The 20,326-nt window shown below is 50.6% G+C and carries 7 protein-coding genes; 5 read left to right on the forward strand and 2 right to left on the reverse strand.

The window, feature by feature from the left end; translation table 11 throughout:
- Window positions 1-93: 93 nt before the first annotated feature.
- Together KCG54_RS08970 and KCG54_RS08975 are read right to left on the reverse strand one after the other, a co-directional pair.
- A complete protein-coding gene (locus tag KCG54_RS08970; RefSeq protein ID WP_254323980.1) occupies window positions 94-14,208 on the reverse strand; it encodes a YadA-like family protein in 14,115 nt (4,704 codons plus the stop codon).
- 571 nt (window positions 14,209-14,779) lie between these two features.
- On the reverse strand, window positions 14,780-15,400 hold the full coding sequence (locus KCG54_RS08975; protein ID WP_003680049.1) for an L-threonylcarbamoyladenylate synthase: 621 nt from the start codon (window positions 15,398-15,400) through the stop codon (window positions 14,780-14,782).
- A gap of 216 nt (window positions 15,401-15,616) precedes the next feature.
- On the opposite strand from KCG54_RS08975, the gene dusA reads away from it, so the two are divergent.
- From dusA to KCG54_RS09000, 5 genes are all read left to right on the forward strand, one after another.
- Window positions 15,617-16,615 (forward strand): tRNA dihydrouridine(20/20a) synthase DusA, encoded by a 999-nt coding sequence (gene dusA / locus KCG54_RS08980; RefSeq protein ID WP_432761006.1) that lies wholly within the window; start codon window positions 15,617-15,619, stop codon window positions 16,613-16,615.
- Between the two features lie 219 nt (window positions 16,616-16,834).
- The gene (locus KCG54_RS08985; protein WP_003684427.1) at window positions 16,835-17,317 is read left to right on the forward strand and encodes an Lrp/AsnC family transcriptional regulator; all 483 of its coding nucleotides are present in this window, start codon (window positions 16,835-16,837) and stop codon (window positions 17,315-17,317) included.
- A 117-nt stretch (window positions 17,318-17,434) separates the two neighbouring features.
- Window positions 17,435-18,031, forward strand: coding sequence for a DUF1415 domain-containing protein (locus KCG54_RS08990; protein WP_254323981.1), 597 nt, complete (start codon window positions 17,435-17,437; stop codon window positions 18,029-18,031).
- 14 nt (window positions 18,032-18,045) lie between these two features.
- Complete coding sequence (locus KCG54_RS08995) at window positions 18,046-18,405, forward strand: YbaN family protein (RefSeq protein WP_107831951.1); 360 nt, start codon at window positions 18,046-18,048, stop codon at window positions 18,403-18,405.
- Between the two features lie 441 nt (window positions 18,406-18,846).
- Complete coding sequence (locus KCG54_RS09000; RefSeq protein WP_107831950.1) at window positions 18,847-20,265, forward strand: sodium:proton antiporter; 1,419 nt, start codon at window positions 18,847-18,849, stop codon at window positions 20,263-20,265.
- Window positions 20,266-20,326 lie beyond the last annotated feature (61 nt).

A 20,326-nucleotide genomic window follows, 5' to 3' on the forward strand; every position in this document is an offset into this window, starting at 1 on the left:
CAAGTGTTTTCAGAAAAAAAGGCCGTCTGAAACCTAAAATTTCAGACGGCCTCCCTATTTAGGCAGTAAATCTAGTTGCCTGTCATTGCCAACTTACCACTGATACAGCGCACCGGCACCGACACCGACATGACCGTCGGTATTGGCCGAGAAGTTGCCTTTGACAATCCAGTTGCCACCGTCGCTCATCGCAGACACGCCGATGGCCATGGCAGACTGACCACCGTAGTAGCCGCTACCGACACCAATACCGGTCGCACCCGGACGGGTTACTTGCGGAATCGAGCCTTGGGCAATCGCACCGGCCACACCTGCGTAGGCTTTCTTACCTACTTGGTTGATGTTGTTTTGCAATTCGTTGCCCAAACCAATCAACTGATTCACGTTTGCCGCGTCTGTACCGTCTTTACCCGGAGCCACATTGGTAATGCGTTGGCCGCCGTTGTTCAGACCGACAGGAGACAGTTTGACTTGGTTGTTCGGATTGTTTTCAGTCGGTGCAGCGATGGTTACGCCATCGTTGTTGACCACGGTATTGCCTGCGGTCAGACCGTCTTTGTTCAACGCAACTTTATCGCCGACTTTCACACCGTCGTTATTCATCACAGTATCGCCTGCTTTGAATGTATCGGCATTCACTGTCTTCACGCTAATCTCGTCAGCCAGCTTCAGTTGAGCGCCACCGGCAACGGTTTCGCTGATGATGTTGCTGTCGCCTTTAACATTGATGGTAGAACCCAACGCGTAGTTGTTGCTGCCGGTCGTACCGCCGAAGTTGATGCCTTTGGCGATAGTCGCAGCATTGTTGGCTACGTTTTGGTTGGTTGCGTACAACTGGCTGCCGTTGACGGCATCCTTGCTGTTCGCATTGAGATCGCCATCAGCTACGTTGGTTACTTTGTTACCCGCATTGTCCAAGCCGTCTTTAGTCAGGTTTACCTTGCCTGCTTTCAAGCCGTCTTTGTTCAATGCAACATCGTCACCAACTTTGACACCGTCAGTATTCACTGCGGTATTGCCAGCTTTCACGCTGTCAATATCCAAGTCTTTATCAGTTGCCACCTCGTAAACAGTTTGACCCTTGTCGCCTGTTTTCTGAGTGACAACGATGTTCTTACCTTGAACGACTTCAGTCTTAGATGCAGCAGCAGCTTGTTTCAGTTGAGAAACATTGACTGCATCGGTGTCATCCGTACCGTCTGCAATGTTGGTAATCTTATTGCCGCCGTTGTTCAAGCCAGCTTTGGTCAGGTTAACATCGCCTACTTTCAAGCCGTCTTTGTTCAATGCAACATCATCGCCAACTTTCACACCGTCATTATTCATCACGGTATCGCCTGCGGTAACGCTGTCTACTTTCAAGTTTTTATCGGTAGCCACTTTGTAAATGGTTTGGCCATTGGCTCCGACATCCTGAGTAACAACAATGTTATCGCCTTGAACAACTTCAGTCTTAGCCGCAGCCGCAGCTTTGTTCAACTGAGCAACATTCACCGCATCAGTATCATCGGTACCGGCTGCAACGTTGGTAATCTTGTTGCTGCCATTGTTCAAACCGGCTTTAGTCAGATTGACATCGCCAACTTTCACGCCGTCAGTATTGACTGTGGTATCGCCGGCTTTCACGCTGTCAACTGCCAAGTCTTTAGCCAATTTGACTTCCAACTTATCAGAGCCATTCGCTACAACGCCGATATTGCCGTCTGAAAGTTTGGCTGCATCGGTTTGACCGCCAACAATATTCAGCTTCGTACCCGGTTTGCGTTCAACGTCTTTGCCACTGTCGCCGCCGAAAGTCAAAGGCAGATTGGCAGTTGCATTAACGGCTTTGATTGCATCGTGGATATTGTTCTCACCAGTACCGCCAATATCGGTCATGCTGATGTTGCCGCCATTATTGGCCGCATTGCCACCCAATACATTCACCAACTGATCTTGGGCTGCATTCAGCTGCTCTTCGGTCGCTGCACGTTTGCCTTGTGCAAAGTCACTGCCGCCCAAAGTCGTATTGCTCAAGCCGCTGACTTCGCCTTTGTCGCCATCGATTTTCACCGGAGCCGCTTGACCAACATTCAATACATCGGCCAGTTTCAGCTGTGCGCCACCGGCTACGGTTTCGCTGATGATGTTGCTGTCGCCTTTGACATTGATGGTGTCGCCCAATGCGTAGTTGTTGCTGCCGGTGGTACCGCCGAAGTTGATGCCTTTGGCAATATTGGCGGCGTTGGTCGCGACGTTTTGGTTGGTCGCAAACAGTTGGCTGCCGTTAACGGCATCTTTGCTGTTGGCGTTGAGGTCGCCGTCGGCTACGTTGGTCACTTTGTTGCCGGCGTTGTTCAAACCGTCTTTGGTCAGTTTGACATCACCCGCTTTAACACCGTCTTGGGTCAATGCGACATCGTCGCCTACTTTCACACCGTCGTTGTTCACGGTGGTGTCGCCGGCTTCGACGCTGTTCACTACCAGGTCTTTTTTCAGCTTAACGGTCACTTTATCGTCTTGGGCTTCGGTGGTGATGTTGTCGTCGCCGGCAACGGTCACGGTGGAGCCGAGTTTTTCGATATTGGTGCTGCCGCTGTCGCCGCTGAAGGTCAGGCCTTTGCTGTCAACGGTGGTTTTGGCATCCACGCCTTTTTGGATTTCGGCTTTGGTGTTATCAGCCAAGTCGATGCTGTAGTCGGTCACGTTGTCGGCCTTTTCAGCGGCAGTAACAGTCAATTTGCTCGAACCGGCGCTCGCAGTCGTGCCTTTGGCGTTGACGGTGTAAACGTCTTGGCCGTTGGTGTCGACGGTTTTAACCACGTCTTTGATGTTGGTACCGGCACGTACTTCGGTACGGGCGGCGGCGCTTTGCTGTTTCAGCTGGCTGTAGTTGACGGCGTCGTTGTCATCGGTACCGGCGGCAACGTTGGTGATCTTGTTGCCGGCGGCATTGATGCCTGACTTGGTCACACTCGGGCCACCGGTAATGGTGAGGCCGTCTGAATTCAGTTTGCTGTCGCCTGCGGTGACGCTGTCAACGGTGATGTCTTTGGCCAGTTTCAGCTGTACGCCACCGGCTACGGTTTCGCTGATGATGTTGCTGTCGCCTTTGACATTGATGGTGTCGCCCAATGCGTAGTTGTTGCTGCCGGTGGTACCGCCGAAGTTGATGCCTTTGGCAATATTGGCGGCGTTGGTCGCGACGTTTTGGTTGGTCGCAAACAGTTGGCTGCCGTTAACGGCATCTTTGCTGTTGGCGTTGAGGTCGCCGTCGGCTACGTTGGTCACTTTGTTGCCGGCGTTGTTCAAACCGTCTTTGGTCAGTTTGACATCACCCGCTTTAACACCGTCTTGGGTCAATGCGACATCGTCGCCTACTTTCACACCGTCGTTGTTCACGGTGGTGTCGCCGGCTTCGACGCTGTTCACTACCAGGTCTTTTTTCAGCTTAACGGTCACTTTATCGTCTTGGGCTTCGGTGGTGATGTTGTCGTCGCCGGCAACGGTCACGGTGGAGCCGAGTTTTTCGATATTGGTGCTGCCGCTGTCGCCGCTGAAGGTCAGGCCTTTGCTGTCAACGGTGGTTTTGGCATCCACGCCTTTTTGGATTTCGGCTTTGGTGTTATCAGCCAAGTCGATGCTGTAGTCGGTCACGTTGTCGGCCTTTTCAGCGGCAGTAACAGTCAATTTGCTCGAACCGGCGCTCGCAGTCGTGCCTTTGGCGTTGACGGTGTAAACGTCTTGGCCGTTGGTGTCGACGGTTTTAACCACGTCTTTGATGTTGGTACCGGCACGTACTTCGGTACGGGCGGCGGCGCTTTGCTGTTTCAGCTGGCTGTAGTTGACGGCGTCGTTGTCATCGGTACCGGCGGCAACGTTGGTGATCTTGTTGCCGGCGGCATTGATGCCTGACTTGGTCACACTCGGGCCACCGGTAATGGTGAGGCCGTCTGAATTCAGTTTGCTGTCGCCTGCGGTGACGCTGTCAACGGTGATGTCTTTGGCCAGTTTCAGCTGTGCGCCACCGGCTACGGTTTCGCTGATGATGTTGCTGTCGCCTTTGACATTGATGGTGTCGCCCAATGCGTAGTTGTTGCTGCCGGTGGTACCGCCGAAGTTGATGCCTTTGGCAATATTGGCGGCGTTGGTCGCGACGTTTTGGTTGGTCGCAAACAGTTGGCTGCCGTTAACGGCATCTTTGCTGTTGGCGTTGAGGTCGCCGTCGGCTACGTTGGTCACTTTGTTGCCGGCGTTGTTCAAACCGTCTTTGGTCAGTTTGACATCACCCGCTTTAACACCGTCTTGGGTCAATGCGACATCGTCGCCTACTTTCACACCGTCGTTGTTCACGGTGGTGTCGCCGGCTTCGACGCTGTTCACTACCAGGTCTTTTTTCAGCTTAACGGTCACTTTATCGTCTTGGGCTTCGGTGGTGATGTTGTCGTCGCCGGCAACGGTCACGGTGGAGCCGAGTTTTTCGATATTGGTGCTGCCGCTGTCGCCGCTGAAGGTCAGGCCTTTGCTGTCAACGGTGGTTTTGGCATCCACGCCTTTTTGGATTTCGGCTTTGGTGTTATCAGCCAAGTCGATGCTGTAGTCGGTCACGTTGTCGGCCTTTTCAGCGGCAGTAACAGTCAATTTGCTCGAACCGGCGCTCGCAGTCGTGCCTTTGGCGTTGACGGTGTAAACGTCTTGGCCGTTGGTGTCGACGGTTTTAACCACGTCTTTGATGTTGGTACCGGCACGTACTTCGGTACGGGCGGCGGCGCTTTGCTGTTTCAGCTGGCTGTAGTTGACGGCGTCGTTGTCATCGGTACCGGCGGCAACGTTGGTGATCTTGTTGCCGGCGGCATTGATGCCTGACTTGGTCACACTCGGGCCACCGGTAATGGTGAGGCCGTCTGAATTCAGTTTGCTGTCGCCTGCGGTGACGCTGTCAACGGTGATGTCTTTGGCCAGTTTCAGCTGTGCGCCACCGGCTACGGTTTCGCTGATGATGTTGCTGTCGCCTTTGACATTGATGGTGTCGCCCAATGCGTAGTTGTTGCTGCCGGTGGTACCGCCGAAGTTGATGCCTTTGGCAATATTGGCGGCGTTGGTCGCGACGTTTTGGTTGGTCGCAAACAGTTGGCTGCCGTTAACGGCATCTTTGCTGTTGGCGTTGAGGTCGCCGTCGGCTACGTTGGTCACTTTGTTGCCGGCGTTGTTCAAACCGTCTTTGGTCAGTTTGACATCACCCGCTTTAACACCGTCTTGGGTCAATGCGACATCGTCGCCTACTTTCACACCGTCGTTGTTCACGGTGGTGTCGCCGGCTTCGACGCTGTTCACTACCAGGTCTTTTTTCAGCTTAACGGTCACTTTATCGTCTTGGGCTTCGGTGGTGATGTTGTCGTCGCCGGCAACGGTCACGGTGGAGCCGAGTTTTTCGATATTGGTGCTGCCGCTGTCGCCGCTGAAGGTCAGGCCTTTGCTGTCAACGGTGGTTTTGGCATCCACGCCTTTTTGGATTTCGGCTTTGGTGTTATCAGCCAAGTCGATGCTGTAGTCGGTCACGTTGTCGGCCTTTTCAGCGGCAGTAACAGTCAATTTGCTCGAACCGGCGCTCGCAGTCGTGCCTTTGGCGTTGACGGTGTAAACGTCTTGGCCGTTGGTGTCGACGGTTTTAACCACGTCTTTGATGTTGGTACCGGCACGTACTTCGGTACGGGCGGCGGCGCTTTGCTGTTTCAGCTGGCTGTAGTTGACGGCGTCGTTGTCATCGGTACCGGCGGCAACGTTGGTGATCTTGTTGCCGGCGGCATTGATGCCTGACTTGGTCACACTCGGGCCACCGGTAATGGTGAGGCCGTCTGAATTCAGTTTGCTGTCGCCTGCGGTGACGCTGTCAACGGTGATGTCTTTGGCCAGTTTCAGCTGTGCGCCACCGGCTACGGTTTCGCTGATGATGTTGCTGTCGCCTTTGACATTGATGGTGTCGCCCAATGCGTAGTTGTTGCTGCCGGTGGTACCGCCGAAGTTGATGCCTTTGGCAATATTGGCGGCGTTGGTCGCGACGTTTTGGTTGGTCGCAAACAGTTGGCTGCCGTTAACGGCATCTTTGCTGTTGGCGTTGAGGTCGCCGTCGGCTACGTTGGTCACTTTGTTGCCGGCGTTGTTCAAACCGTCTTTGGTCAGTTTGACATCACCCGCTTTAACACCGTCTTGGGTCAATGCGACATCGTCGCCTACTTTCACACCGTCGTTGTTCACGGTGGTGTCACCGGCTTTGACGCTGTCTACTACCAGGTCTTTGTTCAGCTTAACAGTCACTTTATCGTCTTGGGCTTCGGTGGTGATGTTGTCGTCGCCGGCAACGGTCACGGTGGAACCCAGTTTTTCGACATTGGTGCTGCCGCTGTCGCCGTTGAAGGTCAGGCCTTTAGTGTCAACGGTGGTTTTGGCATCCACACCTTTTTGGATGTCGTCTTTGGTGTTTTGTGCCAAGTCGATGCTGTAGTCGGTCACGTTGTTCGCGTCTGCTGCGGCAGCAGTAACGGTCACTTTGTCAGAACCGGCGCTGGCAGTCGTGCCTTTGGCGTTGACGGTGTAGATGTCTTGGCCGTTGGCACCGGTCGTTTTCACCACGTCTTTGATGTTGGTACCGGCACGTACCTCGGTACGCGCGGCGGCGCTTTGCTGTTTCAGCTGGCTGTAGTTGACGGCGTCGGCGTCATCGGTACCCGGGGCAACGTTGGTAATCTTGTTGCCGGCGGCATCGATGCCTGACTTGGTCACACTTGGGCCACCGGTAATGGTGAGGCCGTCTGTATTCAGTTTGCTGTCGCCTGCGGTCACGCTGTCAACGGTGATGTCTTTGGCCAGTTTCAGCTGTGCACCACCGGCTACGGTTTCGCTGATGATGTTGCTGTCGCCTTTGACATTGATGGTGTCGCCCAATGCGTAGTTGTTGCTGCCGGTGGTACCGCCGAAGTTGATGCCTTTGGCGATATTGGCGGCGTTGTTGGCTACGTTTTGGTTGGTCGCAAACAGTTGGCTGCCGTTAACGGCGTCTTTGCTGTTGGCATTGAGGTCACCATCGGCTACGTTGGTCACTTTGTTGCCTGCGGCATCGATACCGGACTTGGTCAGGCTAGGACCGCCTGCGATCTTAACACCGTCGTTGTTCACGGTGGCGTCGCCGGCTTTGACGCTGTCTACTACCAGGTTTTTGTTCAGCTTGACGGTCACTTTATCGTCTTGGGCTTCGGTGGTGATGTTGTCGTCGCCGGCAACGGTCACGGTGGAACCCAGTTTTTCGACATTGGTGCTGCCGCTGTCGCCGTTGAAGGTCAGGCCTTTAGTGTCAACGGTGGTTTTGGCATCCACACCTTTTTGGATGTCGTCTTTGGTGTTTTGTGCCAAGTCGATGCTGTAGTCGGTCACGTTGTTCGCGTCTGCTGCGGCAGCAGTAACGGTCACTTTGTCAGAACCGGCGCTGGCAGTCGTGCCTTTGGCGTTGACGGTGTAGATGTCTTGGCCGTTGGCACCGGTCGTTTTCACCACGTCTTTGATGTTGGTACCGGCACGTACCTCGGTACGCGCGGCGGCGCTTTGCTGTTTCAGCTGGCTGTAGTTGACGGCGTCGGCGTCATCGGTACCCGGGGCAACGTTGGTAATCTTGTTGCCGGCGGCATCGATGCCTGACTTGGTCACACTCGGGCCACCGGTAATGGTGAGGCCGTCTGAATTCAGTTTGCTGTCGCCTGCGGTGACGCTGTCAACGGTGATGTCTTTGGCCAGTTTCAGCTGTGCGCCACCGGCTACGGTTTCGCTGATGATGTTGCTGTCGCCTTTGACATTGATGGTGTCGCCCAATGCGTAGTTGTTGCTGCCGGTGGTACCGCCGAAGTTGATGCCTTTGGCAATATTGGCGGCGTTGGTCGCGACGTTTTGGTTGGTCGCAAACAGTTGGCTGCCGTTAACGGCATCTTTGCTGTTGGCGTTGAGGTCGCCGTCGGCTACGTTGGTCACTTTGTTGCCGGCGTTGTTCAAACCGTCTTTGGTCAGTTTGACATCACCCGCTTTAACACCGTCTTGGGTCAATGCGACATCGTCGCCTACTTTCACACCGTCGTTGTTCACGGTGGTGTCGCCGGCTTCGACGCTGTTCACTACCAGGTCTTTTTTCAGCTTAACGGTCACTTTATCGTCTTGGGCTTCGGTGGTGATGTTGTCGTCGCCGGCAACGGTCACGGTGGAGCCGAGTTTTTCGATATTGGTGCTGCCGCTGTCGCCGCTGAAGGTCAGGCCTTTGCTGTCAACGGTGGTTTTGGCATCCACGCCTTTTTGGATTTCGGCTTTGGTGTTATCAGCCAAGTCGATGCTGTAGTCGGTCACGTTGTCGGCCTTTTCAGCGGCAGTAACAGTCAATTTGCTCGAACCGGCGCTCGCAGTCGTGCCTTTGGCGTTGACGGTGTAAACGTCTTGGCCGTTGGTGTCGACGGTTTTAACCACGTCTTTGATGTTGGTACCGGCACGTACTTCGGTACGGGCGGCGGCGCTTTGCTGTTTCAGCTGGCTGTAGTTGACGGCGTCGTTGTCATCGGTACCGGCGGCAACGTTGGTGATCTTGTTGCCGGCGGCATTGATGCCTGACTTGGTCACACTCGGGCCACCGGTAATGGTGAGGCCGTCTGAATTCAGTTTGCTGTCGCCTGCGGTGACGCTGTCAACGGTGATGTCTTTGGCCAGTTTCAGCTGTGCGCCACCGGCTACGGTTTCGCTGATGATGTTGCTGTCGCCTTTGACATTGATGGTGTCGCCCAATGCGTAGTTGTTGCTGCCGGTGGTACCGCCGAAGTTGATGCCTTTGGCAATATTGGCGGCGTTGGTCGCGACGTTTTGGTTGGTCGCAAACAGTTGGCTGCCGTTAACGGCATCTTTGCTGTTGGCGTTGAGGTCGCCGTCGGCTACGTTGGTCACTTTGTTGCCGGCGTTGTTCAAACCGTCTTTGGTCAGTTTGACATCACCCGCTTTAACACCGTCTTGGGTCAATGCGACATCGTCGCCTACTTTCACACCGTCGTTGTTCACGGTGGTGTCGCCGGCTTCGACGCTGTTCACTACCAGGTCTTTTTTCAGCTTAACGGTCACTTTATCGTCTTGGGCTTCGGTGGTGATGTTGTCGTCGCCGGCAACGGTCACGGTGGAGCCGAGTTTTTCGATATTGGTGCTGCCGCTGTCGCCGCTGAAGGTCAGGCCTTTGCTGTCAACGGTGGTTTTGGCATCCACGCCTTTTTGGATTTCGGCTTTGGTGTTATCAGCCAAGTCGATGCTGTAGTCGGTCACGTTGTCGGCCTTTTCAGCGGCAGTAACAGTCAATTTGCTCGAACCGGCGCTCGCAGTCGTGCCTTTGGCGTTGACGGTGTAAACGTCTTGGCCGTTGGTGTCGACGGTTTTAACCACGTCTTTGATGTTGGTACCGGCACGTACTTCGGTACGGGCGGCGGCGCTTTGCTGTTTCAGCTGGCTGTAGTTGACGGCGTCGTTGTCATCGGTACCGGCGGCAACGTTGGTGATCTTGTTGCCGGCGGCATTGATGCCTGACTTGGTCACACTCGGGCCACCGGTAATGGTGAGGCCGTCTGAATTCAGTTTGCTGTCGCCTGCGGTGACGCTGTCAACGGTGATGTCTTTGGCCAGTTTCAGCTGTGCGCCACCGGCTACGGTTTCGCTGATGATGTTGCTGTCGCCTTTGACATTGATGGTGTCGCCCAATGCGTAGTTGTTGCTGCCGGTGGTACCGCCGAAGTTGATGCCTTTGGCAATATTGGCGGCGTTGGTCGCGACGTTTTGGTTGGTCGCAAACAGTTGGCTGCCGTTAACGGCATCTTTGCTGTTGGCGTTGAGGTCGCCGTCGGCTACGTTGGTCACTTTGTTGCCGGCGTTGTTCAAACCGTCTTTGGTCAGTTTGACATCACCCGCTTTAACACCGTCTTGGGTCAATGCGACATCGTCGCCTACTTTCACACCGTCGTTGTTCACGGTGGTGTCGCCGGCTTCGACGCTGTTCACTACCAGGTCTTTTTTCAGCTTAACGGTCACTTTATCGTCTTGGGCTTCGGTGGTGATGTTGTCGTCGCCGGCAACGGTCACGGTGGAGCCGAGTTTTTCGATATTGGTGCTGCCGCTGTCGCCGCTGAAGGTCAGGCCTTTGCTGTCAACGGTGGTTTTGGCATCCACGCCTTTTTGGATTTCGGCTTTGGTGTTATCAGCCAAGTCGATGCTGTAGTCGGTCACGTTGTCGGCCTTTTCAGCGGCAGTAACAGTCAATTTGCTCGAACCGGCGCTCGCAGTCGTGCCTTTGGCGTTGACGGTGTAAACGTCTTGGCCGTTGGTGTCGACGGTTTTAACCACGTCTTTGATGTTGGTACCGGCACGTACTTCGGTACGGGCGGCGGCGCTTTGCTGTTTCAGCTGGCTGTAGTTGACGGCGTCGGTGTCATCGCTACCGGCGGCTACGTTGGTGATCTTGTTGCCGGCGGCATTGATGCCTGACTTGGTCACACTCGGGCCGCCTGTGATGGTGAGGCCGTCTGAATTCAGTTTGCTGTCGCCTGCGGTAACGCTGTCAACAGTAATGTCTTTGGCCAGTTTGAAGTCAATCTGGTTGTCGGACACTGTGGTCACGATGTTGCGGTCGCTGCTGCGGTAGGCAACGGTTTCGCCCAGTTGGACGTTGTCGTCGCTGCCGTTATCGGCGGCAATGTTCAGACCTTTGGCGATGTTGGCGGCGTTGTTGGCGACGTTTTGGTTGGTCGCAAACAGTTGGCTGCCGTTAACGGCGTCTTTGCTGTTGGCATTGAGGTCGCCGTCGGCTACGTTGGTCACTTTGTTGCCGGCGGCATCGATGCCTGACTTGGTCAGGCTAGGACCGCCTGCGACTTTCACACCGTCGTTGTTAACGGTGGTGTCGCCGGCTTTCACGCTGTCTACCACCAGGTCTTTGTTCAGCTTGACGGTCACTTTATCGTCTTGGGCTTCGGTGGTGATGTTGTCGTCGCCGGCAACGGTCACGGTGGAACCGAGTTTTTCGACATTGGTGCTGCCGCTGTCGCCGTTGAAGGTCAGGCCTTTGGTGTCAACGGTGGTTTTGGCGTCTACGCCTTTTTGGATATTATCTTTAGTACTTTGAGCGAGATCGATACTGTAATCAGTTGTTACTGCACCATCGGCTACAGTTGTAGTATTGGAGGTCAAATTCAAAGCATTGGAAACTTGTACCGTTGCTTTATCTGCGCTGACGGTATAAGTGGTTTCTTTGCCTGAAGTTGTCTTATTGACATGCGTGTTGCTGCCTGCCGCCACCTTGGTTGTGGTTTTGGCATTATTGATGGCATTGGCTACATCGCCGGCAGTCGCCACACCGGCAGTCGGTGCGGACACTGTGCCATTATTATCGACAGACAATGTGCCTTGAGTGACATTAATTTGAACTTTTGACGCATTTTCGCCATCGGTGACCGCAACGGTCGTCAAGTTGCCATCGGCGTAGTTGACTGTACCATTGTTGTTGATACGGGATTTGTCTGTACCGTTTTGTTGGATATTGTGACCAACATTGTTCATAACTGTGTACAGTTGGCTACCGTTGACCGCATCGGTCGAAGTGGCAGAAATACGGCCTGCAGCGACATTGTGGATTTGGCGTTCATTGCCTGCGCTGCCTACAGAAACCGCGCCTGTTTTGGCGGATGAAGAAGCCGCATAGCTGACATTAGTCGTCGCACCGCTATCGTTTTTGAATGTTGCATTTTTAGCTGTTGCATCAAAATTATTGGCGGTACCAACAGCACCATTACCCAATGCAACAGAGCTACCGATCGTAGTCGTCGCGCCACTACCCAAAGCAACTGAATCGCTTCCAGTTGCTTTTGCATTATTACCGCCGGCAAAACTATTCTGCCCGGCAGCTTGGGCTGAGGAACCAATAGCGGTGGAATAAAGGCCTGAACTGTTTGCCTGTTTACCAATGGCAATAGAATAAGATTGAGCAGTCTGCGCCTGATGACCAATTGCAACAGAATCATCACCGACTGCATTTGACAAATAGCCCATTGCCGTACCGTTATTTTGTGCAGATGCCCTCGCACCGACAACAGTTGCATTTTCGTAGTTGGCTCTACTGTGTGCACCGACGACTATAGAGTAATTGCGATCATTTTCTGTATTCAAACCTATGGCAATAGAGCCAGTACCGCGGGAATTAGCATTAGAACCTAAAGCCACGGCACCCACAGTTCTTGAAGTTACAGTCGCATTTGGGCCAACGGCAACAGAAGATGAACCAAGTACGTTAGCATTATGCCCTAAGGAAATACTGCCCGTCGCACCAGTGCTTGTTGCCGCATTCGGTCCGATGGCAATCGAATTGGTTGCTTTTGCGCCGTCATTGTTCCAGTTTTTCGTACCGTCAGTTTTGCCTTCTTCTGACTTAACAGAAAAATAACGAACGCGTTCAAGCGCATTCAATACGCCATAAAGTTGAGAGCCGTTGATGGCATCAGTAGAAGTAGCAGAAATATCGCCAGGGGATACATTAATGATTTGGCGTTCGTAACCTTGAGAACCGACAGACACAACATCACCGGCATCGGTAGTTTGACCGCCTGCCCAAGTGTAGGTTACACCCATAATTTCGCGTTGAACGTATGCCCGACCTTCTTTATCGGTTTTAGAAGCCGTACCCAAAGCCACAGAGTTCAGCAAAGTTGCTTTTGCACCTGTACCCAAAGCTACACCACCAAAGGCAGTGGCTTGAGATTTAGTACCAATAGCCAGAGACAAATCGGCAGATGAATTAGACTGCACACCTAATGCAACAGAACCTTGACCGGCAATGGTATTACCATAAACCCCGCTATTCATTGTATCTCCGGTCATTTCTTTATAGATATCCCGCAGATTTTTACCACGTAGCGCATATTCACCAACTTTCGCACCTTGGGCATTGTATTTGATGAATTTGTCCGTTGCGCTGCCTGAATATTGGGTACCACCAACACTATCAAGGTCATCACCACCCACCGAGATAGATGAATTACCCTCAGCTACAACATTACCACCAACCGCAATAGATTGGTCACCCTTTGCCCACGCGCCCTCAGGTCTGCCCTGTGCATCGACACGGTTACCTGAACCAATAGCAATAGCCTGAGTTATCTTAGGACTACTTGAATCGCCTACTCGAGCCGTATTACCAATAGCAATATTATTGTGAGTTAAACCCGGGTGCATAATGTTTTGGGAAAGAACCCCAGATGCACGTCCAATAGCAATCGTACCAAGGCCGGTTGCATTCGCGTCTGTACCAAGTGCAATAGCACTTGATGGCGCACTACCCGAACTTGGAGAATTTGCCACTGCACTTTTACCGATGGCAATGGTATTTCCAGTTTGAGCTTGGGTTGAATTACCTATAGCGATAGACTCACTTTGATAACCCACTGCATTGGTACCGATCGCAATGGCATTTTGCGCATTGGCTGCAGCCTGACTGCCGCTGCCAATTGCAATGCCGTCTTGACCTCTTGATGTGCTGGATTGGCCCAAAGCCATTGAGCCTATACCAAATGCTTGCGCCGAATTACCCAATGCTGTTGTGTTCGTATTATTGGCAAGAGCATTCTTACCTACCGCTGTCGCTTGCGTACCATTTGCTTTGGAATCTGCACCCAATGCTGTTGAATCTGCAGAAACAGCATTGGCACTTTTACCTATCGCTGTTGCATGTGAACTACTTGCACTTGTATCTGCACCCATCGCAACAGCATGATTTTGAGTAGCCTTGGCATTTGTACCAACAGCAAGACTGTTATTATGTGTTGCATTTGCACTCGTACCTACCGCAACTGCACCATTAGCCGTGGCATTGGCTGATGCTCCTACTGACAGAGCACCAATACCGGTCGCTGTTGCACCGCTGACCGCAGTAGCACTGGTTGGAGGATCAACCGCAATTAGCCCACGTCCCGCAGTTGCCGCATACGAATTACCTGCACCCAAAAGAGCTGCCGAAATCACTGTCAATCTAAAAACTGCCGCAATACCATTTTTACCGGATTCGGCAGATACATCTGTACTGTTTTGTTCTGCAGACGATTTCACACGGCCTTTGGCCAATTCGGACGTTACGACGAAAGATTGAATCGTACGGTTCCAAACAACTTTAAATATCTTATTCATTAGTGTGTCTTTCTCTTTTTATGATGGATAAAAGCGTAGGCGTGAGCATGACGCGACTTAAAAAAATCATTGCGGAAGATTTCCCAGCAAATACTTGCTTCGAGCTGACGTTTATTGTCACTTTGAGACGAAATTTAGGTATTTTACTATCTCGAAGAGGAATAGTATTTCATAATTACAAAATATCCGCTAGTCTGAAATATCAACCGATTATCTTTAATTTCTAAACAAAATTACAGCCTTCAACCAGAAAAACCAATTATTAAAAGGGCTCCAGCCATGTTTTTATTAATAGCGGTGTGTTGTATTCCTTTGACAAGTCATAAGTAAACACAGTAACCATGCAAACCATATGCCAATTATTTGAAATATTATTTAAAATGAATTATTTATTGAAAAAACGAAAGGGAAAGGCCGTCTGAAATATTTCAGACGGCCTTTAATGAAATGATATTGAACAACTACTTGTTTGAATAATTTGTTTTTTAAGTTATCAATAAAATCGGCAATATGCTTTTAATACGTCATAGAAAGAATATACATATCCCTACTTATACAAATATGGATAGTTTTACAAACCGAATACGGCAATATCGCCCTTGCCTTGACGAATCAGCTCGGTGCCATCGGTCATATCGATAACCGTCGTCGGCTCAGTACCGCACCAGCCGCCATCAATAACCAAATCGACAGCATGCTCAAGACGATCTCGGATTTCGTATGGATCGGTTAATGGCTCGTCATCTTCGGGCAGCATGAGGGTGCAACTTAAAATAGGTTCGCCCAATTCTTGCAAAAGTGCCAAGGCAGTAGCGTTATCGGGAACACGCAGGCCGATGGTTTTGCGTTTGGGATGAAGCGTGCGATTGGGTACTTCTTTGGTTGCCTGCAGGATAAAGGTGTAACTTCCGGGCGTAGCTGCTTTGAGCTGGCGGAATTGGGCATTATCCACTTTGGCGTAAGTACCCAATTCGCTCAAATCGGCACACATCAGGGTCAGATGGTGTTTTTGATCGATTTTGCGAATCGTGAGAATGCGCTCCATCGCGTTTTTGTCGCCAAGTTTGCAACCCAGTGCATAGCAGGAATCCGTAGGGTAAACGATAACGCCGCCACTGCGGACAATATCGGCGGCTTGTTTGATGAGGCGGTCTTGAGGATTATCGGGATGGATGGCGAAAAATTGTGCCATGTTTTTTTTCCTTATCATTCTAATGGTTTGTTGTTTGACATTTTAAAACTTATTTGGCCGTCTGAATATTGGATTTCCATCAACATGAATGGATTTAGCCTCAGGTACAACACGGTTGCACCCAGTGATACCTTATATAATTTTGATTTACCGGCCGATATCGAAAGTCAATTTAATACACTATATAATGCGTTATTTTGTTTGAAAGTCATCTCAATGTCTGCTTCTTCCCTACCTTACCGCCGCTTGTCTGTCGCCCCCATGCTCAATTGGACAGACCGACACTATCGCTTTATGGCGCGACAAATTACACGCAATGCTTGGCTTTATAGCGAAATGGTCAATTCAGGCGCGGTGGTTTACGGAGATGAAGACCGCTTTTTGAGTTTCAACGAAGGCGAGCAACCGGTAGCTTTACAGCTTGGTGGCTCAGATCCGCATGACTTGGCAATCGCTGCCAAAGCGGCTGAAGCGTATGGCTATAATGAAGTCAACCTAAATTGCGGCTGCCCCAGCCCACGCGTTCAAAAAGGTGCTTTCGGAGCTTGCCTGATGAATGATGTAGATTTAGTGGCAGATTGTTTGAATGCGATGCAGGATGCAGTTGAAATTCCGGTGACGGTCAAACACCGCATCGGTGTAGACAGACAAACAGAATATCAAGTCGTAGCAGATTTTGTGGGAACATTACACAAAAAAACAGCCTGCCGCACATTTATCGTCCATGCGCGCAATGCTTGGCTGGACGGTTTATCCCCGAAAGAAAACCGCGAAGTCCCGCCACTCAAATATGAATACGTGTATCGCTTAAAACAAAATTTTCCCGACTTGGAAATTTTGATTAACGGCGGCATCACCACCAACGAAGAAATCGCCGAACATCTGAAATTTGTCGATGGGGTCATGATCGGGCGCGAGGCTTATCATAATCCAATGCTGATGCGCAATTGGGATGTACTGTTTTACAACGACACACACGCACCAATCCAATACGCAGATTTAGCAGCTTGGCTATACGCATACAGCCGCGAACAAATCGCCTTAGGACGCGGCACCATCCTACGCCATATCGTCCGCCACGCACTAGGCTTGATGCACGGCCTAAAAAATGCCCGCACTTGGCGCCGTATGCTCTCAGATGCTACCTTGCTGAAAGACAACGACGGTAGCCTGATTTTAGACGCATGGAAAGAAGTCGAACGCGCAAATATTTGAGATTAATGCCATATAGTGCGAATAAATGAAAGGCCGTCTGAAACATCTATTTGCAGACGGCCTTTATCTTTTCACAATTACATAAAACAAATTCGCAACACTCCTTATAAGACAATTTGTCGCCTATCTGAACTCAATATATAATTTAACCATACAAGTCTTTATTTTTAAGCATTTTTCATTTTTAAAACATACATTGTCTACATTGGGAGAACCATCATGCCTCATCTAAACTTGGATAAAACGGATTTAAAGATTCTGCAGGTTTTGCAGGAAAACGGGCGGTTGAGCAATGTTGAGCTTTCTGAAAAAGTGGCGCTCTCCCCTTCTCCCTGCCTGCGCCGTCTCAAACAGCTTGAAGATGCGGGCATTATTCAAAAATACGCGGCCCAGCTTTCTCCCGTATCTTTGGGCTTGGGCTTGCAGGCTTTTATCCGTGTATCGATTAGCAAAGCAAAAGATGCGCGTGAGGATTTTTCCGAATCTGTCCGCGCTTGGCCTGAAGTATTGAGCTGCTTTGCGTTAACGGGTGAAACCGACTACCTGCTCCATGCCTTTTTTACCGATATGAACGCGTTTTCCCATTTTGTTTTGGACACGCTGCTTTCACACCACGGCGTGCAAGATGCGCAATCGAGTTTTGTGTTGAAAGAAATTAAAAACACGACCGCTCTGCCTTTGGTTCATTTGGTTCAGGATTAATGATTTGAAACTGATAAAGGCCGTCTGTTGTTCAGACGGCCTTTTAAATTCCAATGGTTTGCTTTCACGCCCATACACTTGTATACTTTTTAAGAATAATTCACATAAGCTTTTACTATGACAGACACCACCCATCTCGATACCAATACTGTTTCAGAACATACCAAACAATGGCTGGAAAAAGCCGTTATCGGGCTGAATCTTTGCCCGTTCGCCAAAGCGCCTCACGTTAAAAACCTGGTTCGCATCGTTGTCAGCGAAGCCCGTCATTTGGACGGTTTCCTTGAAGACTTGGATCGTGAATTGCAGCTTCTGGGCAATACGCCCGCTTCGGAATTGGAAACCACTTTACTGGTTCATCCTACGCTGTTCCCTGATTTTGAAACCTTCAACCAAATGCTGGAAATTGCGGATGATGCCGTTGTAGAAAACGAATTGGAAGGTATTCTCCAAATTGCGCCGTTCCATCCCGATTTCCAATTTGAAGGCACAGAAGCCGACGACATCAGCAACTACACCAACCGTTCACCCTACCCGACCTTGCATCTGATTCGTGAAGACAGTATTGCCAAAGCGGCTGAAGCATTTCCCGACGCCTCGGCAATTTTCGACCGCAATATCGCGCTGCTGGAAAAAATGGGGCACGAGGGCTGGGATAAGTTAGATATTCCGCGTTGTCCATTTCCACATCACAAGCTGTCTGAAAACAAATAATTGGTGATGGGAATATGGTTCGCTATTTGTTGATTTTTTGCGGCGCATTGTCGCTCGTCTTGGGCATTATCGGCATTTTCCTGCCATTACTGCCGACTACGCCTTTCATTTTATTGACCGCCGCCTGCTGGGCAAAAGCTTCGCCGCGCTTTCACAATTGGCTCTATCATCACCGCCATTTCGGCCCGATCATACAAAACTGGGAAAATAACGGATCCGTTCCACGCAAGGCAAAGTTTTTCGCTATCGGCATGATGGCCCTTTCTTGCCTGTTTATGTTTTGGCAATTTCCAGAACGCTGGTGGATTGGTGCCGTATCATCAGTCTTCTGTAGCTGCGTGGCTGTGTGGATGTGGTTACGGCCGGAGGCATAAAATAAAGCAGGTGGGCATTTTCGCTTACCTGTTTTTTATTTTCATATCCAATTTTTCCATGAAAACAATCAGTAAGAACTAAAACACCTTATTTCATCCTCATTTTTCAGACGGCCTCCATTTATTCAATCAAATGTAAATTTTAGCTAAAATTAATCTAAAGTGTTTTTTTGATAGGATTATTATTAAAAATTCAAACCCCTGTTTCAAAAACACTTTTCTACCACTTTCGACTACTTCCCTCTCTTTTATTTCTTTATTTGTATCAACATTTCTTTTGATTCCAATATTCTAAACCGTCCCTTAACACTTGCTTTGCGTTATACTTTCCCCTGACACAACCGCGCAGTTCGTCTGGATATTTCAGACGGCCTGAATATTTCACCGCCGTGCTCTCTCAACGAAGTTCATCACGGCGCCACAGAATAAAAAGGAAATACTATGCGCTATCTCTCATTTTTACTGCTTCTTGCCGCCTTTCCTGCTGCGGCATCCGATTTTGACGGCTCATCCGCAAGCCTGCTTTGGGGTCTGCCGTTTGCACTGATTCTCTTGTCCATTGCACTCGGACCTCTGTTTTTCTCCCGTATTTGGCACCATCACTTCGGCAAAATTACAGCGTTTTGGACACTGCTGTTTTTAACGCCGTTTATCCTAACCTTTGGTTTCGGTGCCGGCGTACATACCGTTGCCCATGCGTTGGTTGAAGAATATATTCCCTTTATCCTGCTGCTTTTGGCGCTATATACCATTTCAGGCGGTATTTTTGTTAGCGGCGATTTGCACGGCTCGCCCAAATTGAACACAATCCTGTTGGCAGTCGGCACGGCTTTGTCTTCCATCATGGGCACGACAGGCGCGGCGATGTTGATGATTCGTCCACTTTTGAAAGCCAACCATAAACGCCACTACCGCGTTCACATCGTGATTTTCTTCATTTTCTTGGTAGCGAATATCGGCGGCGGTTTGACTCCTTTAGGCGATCCTCCGTTGTTTTTGGGTTTCCTGAAAGGCGTAGATTTCATGTGGACGGTCAAACACATGCTGATGCCTGTATTGATCAGTTCTGTGGTTTTGCTGGCCGTTTTCTACATCATCGACAGCCGACACTTCAACCGTGAACAAAGCGAGCACCTTGCTCCTGCTCCTTCCGATAAAGAAGAAAAAGTCAAAATTTACGGCAAATGGAATTTTCTGTTACTGGCCGGTGTAGTCGGCGCGGTTTTGCTGTCCGGTTTGTGGAAACCAAATCATCCGGGCTTTGAAATCTTGGGCAGCCATTATGCCTTGCAAAACCTGATGCGCGATGGCATTTTGCTGGCTTTGACCGCCATATCTTGGATTATTACGCCCAAACAGGTACGCGCAGGCAATGAGTTCAACTTTGAGCCGATTGCCGAAGTGGGCAAACTGTTTTTGGGTATTTTCATTACCATTTCGCCTGTTTTAGCGATTTTGAAAGCCGGCGAAACAGGCGCATTGGCTTCCGTTGTTTCTTTGGTTCACGACGCGGCAGGCAATCCGATTAATGTGATGTATTTCTGGATGAGTGGCATTTTGTCAGCATTCTTGGATAACGCGCCGACTTATTTGGTGTTCTTCAATATGGCAGGGGGCGATGCCCAAGCTTTGATGACAGGCCATCTGTTCCATTCGCTGTTGGCAGTATCCATGGGTTCCGTATTTATGGGTGCGCTCACTTATATCGGTAATGCGCCGAACTTCATGGTCAAAGCCATTGCCGAGCAGCGCGGCGTACCGATGCCTTCCTTCTTCGGCTATATGGCATGGTCGGTGATTGTATTGGTACCGCTGTTTGCCCTGCATACGATGATTTTCTTCGTTTGGCAGCTCTTTTAAACTTAGAGGCCGTCTGAAACTCAGATGGCCTTTTATTTTCAGCTATATCATCAAACATAGC

This window comes from Neisseria subflava (assembly GCF_024205705.1).
GTDB classification, from domain to species: Bacteria; Pseudomonadota; Gammaproteobacteria; order Burkholderiales; family Neisseriaceae; genus Neisseria; species Neisseria subflava_D.